The organism is Okeania sp. SIO2F4 (genome assembly GCF_010672385.1).
Taxonomy (GTDB): Bacteria; Cyanobacteriota; Cyanobacteriia; order Cyanobacteriales; family Microcoleaceae; genus Trichodesmium.
On the sequence record NZ_JAAHGT010000466.1, the window covers coordinates 2,377 to 7,455 of the forward strand.

Consider the following 5,079-nt stretch of genomic DNA (forward strand, 5'->3'; position numbering starts at 1 on the left):
AAAACAGATATTACTCAAGCCACTGAAGTTGAAAACTTAGTTAATCAAACAATTAATACTTATAATCGTTTAGATTACGCCTTCAATAATGCAGGTACAGAAGGGATATTAGGACCTAGTATTGAACAAACTGAAGAAAATTGGAATCAGGTTATTAATACCAATCTTAAAGGAGTTTGGTTATCAATGAAATATCAAATTCCTGAAATATTAAAAAATGGTGGTGGTGCAATAGTAAATAATGCTTCTATATTTGGATTAGTAGGTAGCCCTAATGTTTCAATTTATTGTGCTAGTAAACATGGTGTTATAGGGTTAACAAAAGCTGTTGCTTTGGAACAAGCAACAGCAGGTATTAGAATTAATAGTGTTTGTCCTGGTGTAATTCAAACAGATATGATTAACCGTGGTTTAGCCCAGATGGATGATAGTAAAGCTAAAGCCCAAATGGCAGCAATGGCAAAAGCACACCCTATTGGTCGTTTTGGTCAACCAGAAGAAATAGCTAATGCTGTTGTTTGGTTATGTTCTGATGCAGCTAGTTTTATTACAGGTCATTCCCTCACAATAGATGGTGGTTATACTGTGCAGTAGTTGCAGTTATATTCCCTGATTACTATAGTACTCTATCAGGGAATTTTGATTATTTTTTTAGCTATTGAAGCAGGCAAAAAAAAATCTATGATTCGACCTTTTTAGCATGAAGAAAATTTTTTGATAATTAGTGATTATTTTTGCAGAATAACTAATTTTATCTTAGCAATGATAAGATGATTTTGGTAAAATCTAATGTTGTTTACACAAGCATAAATTATGAACAACGAATTTGAGGGAAAAATTGCTCTTGTCACTGGAGGAAGTTCAGGTATTGGTAGAGCAACCGCTGTAGCTTTTGCTAAGAAAGGAGCCAAAGTAGTTATTGGCGATCGCATGGAAAAAGAAGGTCAAGAAACAGTGGTAATGATTAAAGAAATTGGCAGTGAAGCTATATTTATTAAAACAGATATTACTCAAGCCACTGAAGTTGAAAACTTAGTTAATCAAACAATTAATACTTATAATCGTTTAGATTACGCCTTCAATAATGCAGGTACAGAAGGGATATTAGGACCTAGTATTGAACAAACTGAAGAAAATTGGAATCAGGTTATTAATACCAATCTTAAAGGAGTTTGGTTATCGATGAAATATCAAATTCCTGAAATGTTAAAAAATGGTGGGGGAGCAATAGTAAATAATGCTTCCGGATTCGGATTAGTAGGTAGCCCTAATGTTTCAATTTATTGTGCTAGTAAACATGGTGTTATAGGGTTAACAAAAGCTATTGCTTTGGAACAAGCAGCAGCAGGTATTAGGATTAATAGTGTTTGTCCTGGTCCGACTCAAACAGATTTACTTGACCGTATTTTATCTAAGATTGGTCGCAGTGAAGCTAAGGCAGCACAACCTATTGGTCGTTTTGGCAAACCAGAAGAAATAGCTAATGCTGTTGTTTGGTTATGTTCCGATGCAGCTAGTTTTATTATCGGTCATTCCCTCACAATAGATGGTGGTTATACTGTGCAATAATTGCAGTTTATTCCTTCCTTAAACTAGGGTATTTTAGCAGGGTATTTTGATGGAATTATACTAAATCTGGTTTAGACACAAGCTTTATTATCTAAGGTAAGGTAGAAGGCAGAAGAGTTAGAGAGGAATGTGAAAAAGGTACTTTATGATAACCGGATTTGGTATTATTTAACCATTTAACTGGGCAAAAAATTTCTGATTCAACCTTTTTGCTTTGGAGACCCAATTTTGATAATTTTTCATAATTTATGCATAAAGGATGGGAACCAATTTGAATCGGGCGATCGCCTCTAATTGATAAATTTCAAAAAAATGCTTGATTAAAAAAACTTGACATGGTAGCGTAAGTATAATGGAGAAGGTGTGCTCATATATACTCAAGGCTACCCTTTTAGGAAACAGGTGTTTCAGGTATTGTGATATCCTCTATATTTCCTTTTGAAATGAGGCAGTTAGTTTTTCTGTCTTCTTAAGTCAGTTTTGGGTACTAAATTTGAGTTTTATATTTCTATATAGTGAAAAAAAATGGGGTGGGGTTTCATACCCTTGGGATGGAAAAATTCACCCTATATAAATTTATTACTCCAAAGTTATGGTTAGGTTGTCTAGGTAAAATTTGCCGTCTAAAGTTGAAATTTGCCAGCTATCTTATCTGGGAGTAACAGACTCAGACAATCAAATTTTATCTGCCATTAAGTGGAGGGGAGTATCAGACTCTCAGGAAAATAATTTAACTTTTATATTGATGGGGAAAATTTACCAGCTTCAATTGATAATTCCTTAGTTATGGTTAGGTTGTCTAGGTAAAATTTGAACTCTGAAGTTGGAATTTGCCAGCTATCTTATCTGGGGGTAAGAGACTGATACAATCAAATTTTATCTGCCATTAAGTGGAGGGGAGTGTCAGACTCTCAGGAAAATAATTTAACTTTTATATTGATGGGGAAAATTTACCAGCTTCAATTGATAATTCCCTAGTTATGGTTAGGCTGTCTAGGTAAAATTTGCAGTCTGAAGTTGGAATTTGCCAGCTATCTTATCTGGGGGTAAGAGACTGATACAATCAAATTTTATCTGCCATTAACTTGCACTAATAAATTTCTTTTTCGGGGTCCATCTAATTCAAAAAATAATACTGACTGCCAAGTTCCTAAAGCTAATTTTCCCGACACAACTGGAATTACTTCACTATTATTTAAAGTCATTGCCATTAGATGAGAATGAGCATTAATTGGTTCATCGGGAGGAACATCTCGCAGATGCAAATCATTATGGAGATACTTGTCAGATTCTGGTGCTAACTTTCTCAAGTATACTTTCAGGTCTTCAATTAATCTTTCCTCATTTTCATTAATCGCTAAAGCGGTAGTTGTGTGCCTAGAAAATACAATTACCTGCCCATCGGTTATGCCAGTTTTAGTTAAGACATCAATAACTTGGGGAGTAATATTGTATATTTGTATTCCTGGAGCAGTTTCTATTTCTAGAAGTTCATTTTTAATCAACATATTAATATCCTATTTTGTCAAAACTACTAATATATATAGAGTAGTTAAATATTACTTATAGCGTTTCTCAAGTTACTGAGGTAAAGTTGTTTTTATCCTTTTCTATATACCTGTTTCTCAAATTACTATGACCTAGGGACGTTGCATACAACGTTCCTACCTAATCTCTCAAACAAACTCATTTTGTACCTCACTCAGAGACGGAAATTGCTATATATCATATAAGGAGTGAGTGAGAAAAAAGGCAAAGAAAAGAAAAAGTATAGGGAGTCTCAGGTGTTGCTGTCTTACTGTCAATCAAATAAATTTATAGATCGCTCATTATCTGAATATGCTATTTGTTAACCTTTAATATCAATCCCTAAATATTTGCTTACCTGACTACTAAATTTATTTGAGATTGGGATGAATACTCTACTTTTTCATAATGGAAAATTTTTTAGTCAACTAAACTTGTTTCTTCGTTACTAATTACAATTTTTCCAACAGCACGACCCATTTCACTATAAGCATGAGCTTCTGCTATTTCTCCTAATTTATATGTTCGGTCAATAATTGGTTTAACTAATTCATCTTCAATCAATTCTCGGATGGAAATTAAGTCACGGGGGTTAGGTTGGGCGAGAACTAATTTAGATTTTTTACCAGGCATAAATAAGGTTATCAAAGTAGAAGGTAAATTTTCTACAGTTGGTAGAGTAGAAATATAAATTCCTTCTGGTTTCAAGACATTTTCACAACTAGAAAAAGTTTCTTTCCCAACAGCATCAAAAATAATTTCATACTGTTCAGATTCTTTAGTAAAATCAATCTGATTATAATCAATAACTCGATCTGCTCCTAAACTTTCTACTAAGGTAATATTTTTACTACTACAAACACCTATTACTTCAGTTTTCATTGCCTTAGCAATTTGTACTGCAAAAGTTCCAACTCCACCAGAAGCACCATTAATTAATACTTTTTGTCCTGGTCTAATTTGACCTAAATCAAGTAATGCTTGAAAAGCAGTTAAACCTGCAACAGGAATTGCTGCTGCTTGGGAGTGAGTGATGTTTTTTGGTTTTAATGCAGCAGTATTTGCAGGTATAGCAATATATTCTGCATAAGCACCTCCGACTAATGGATTAATAAATGTATAAATTTCATCTCCAGGTTCAAAGTTTTCTACTTTTTCCCCTACTTCTAATACAACTCCAGATAAGTCACAACCTAAAACAATAGGAAAGTTAAAACCGGATAATAATTGTATTTGCCCTTGTCTAATTTTCCAATCAACAGGGTTAACACTGGTAGCTTGAATTTTGACTAATAATTGATTGGGTGTAATTTGAGGTTTTTCAATTTCTGAATATTCTAAAACTTCAGTGGAACCATACCGACTAATAGTGACTGCTTTCATGGATTTTTGCTATTAAATTTTGAATTCAATTATAAGACTAATAAATTATATCATGTCCAGTTACATACTTATCAATGATAGGAAATAGGGAAGAGGTAATGGGGAATAACTTAACTGAATAGAAAGTGGGAAGAGATAATAAACAAGAAAGAGGAAGAGGAGTAGTTTTTTGGATAAAAGATAGTTATAAATTTTCTTTTTTTTAATCCTCAAAACATCAACAGATAAAGCAGTAGGCAAAACATATCTAAGGTTTGTAATTTTCACAGTAGGAAAATTTAGAGGCAATATCTCAACATTTGTTTCTGTATTTGAGGAAGTTAGTATCAGGTTTCGGAGACTCAACCCCGACTTTACTGTTTGGTTAAATTTCTTTTTTTCCCCAGACCTGGTTTTTGACTTTAATCATCAAAAAATTATCTGAAAAACTATAACAGAAGTAAAAATTCCTACCACATCAGCACAGATAGTAGTAGGGAAAGCATATCTAATTTTGGTGATTTTCAGAGTTGGTAAATTTAGAGGCAATATCTCAACATTTGTTTCTGTATTTGAGGAAGTTAGTATTAGGTTTCGGAGACTCAACCCCGACTTTACTAT

The 5,079-nt window shown here is 33.3% G+C and carries 4 protein-coding genes and 1 pseudogene; 2 read left to right on the top strand and 3 right to left on the bottom strand.

Translation table 11 applies throughout. From position 1 onward, the window contains the following. Both F6K22_RS24915 and F6K22_RS24920 read left to right on the top strand, forming a co-directional pair. Positions 1-594, top strand: a 594-nt coding sequence (locus F6K22_RS24915) for an SDR family oxidoreductase (RefSeq protein ID WP_293104139.1), incomplete at its 5' end; no start/stop codon positions are given. 219 nt (positions 595-813) lie between these two features. Beyond that, positions 814-1,569, top strand: coding sequence for an SDR family oxidoreductase (locus tag F6K22_RS24920; protein ID WP_293104142.1), 756 nt, complete (start codon positions 814-816; stop codon positions 1,567-1,569). Between the two features lie 1,070 nt (positions 1,570-2,639). Here the strand turns inward: F6K22_RS24920 and F6K22_RS24925 are convergent. The 3 genes and pseudogenes from F6K22_RS24925 to F6K22_RS24935 all read right to left on the bottom strand — a co-directional run. Further along, positions 2,640-3,077, bottom strand: coding sequence for a secondary thiamine-phosphate synthase enzyme YjbQ (locus F6K22_RS24925; protein WP_293104145.1), 438 nt, complete (start codon positions 3,075-3,077; stop codon positions 2,640-2,642). 439 nt (positions 3,078-3,516) lie between these two features. After that, positions 3,517-4,479, bottom strand: coding sequence for an NAD(P)-dependent alcohol dehydrogenase (locus F6K22_RS24930; RefSeq protein WP_293104147.1), 963 nt, complete (start codon positions 4,477-4,479; stop codon positions 3,517-3,519). A gap of 408 nt (positions 4,480-4,887) precedes the next feature. Continuing rightward, positions 4,888-5,079, bottom strand: a pseudogene (locus F6K22_RS24935) (hypothetical protein); the annotation flags it as partial.

Bases quoted from the DNA above. Each gene is read 5' to 3' on its own strand.
- F6K22_RS24925 (WP_293104145.1), bottom strand. From the start codon at position 3,077: ATGTTGATTAAAAATGAACTTCTAGAAATAGAAACTGCTCCAGGAATA.
- F6K22_RS24930 (WP_293104147.1), bottom strand. From the start codon at position 4,479: ATGAAAGCAGTCACTATTAGTCGGTATGGTTCCACTGAAGTTTTAGAA.
- F6K22_RS24920 (WP_293104142.1), top strand. From the start codon at position 814: ATGAACAACGAATTTGAGGGAAAAATTGCTCTTGTCACTGGAGGAAGT.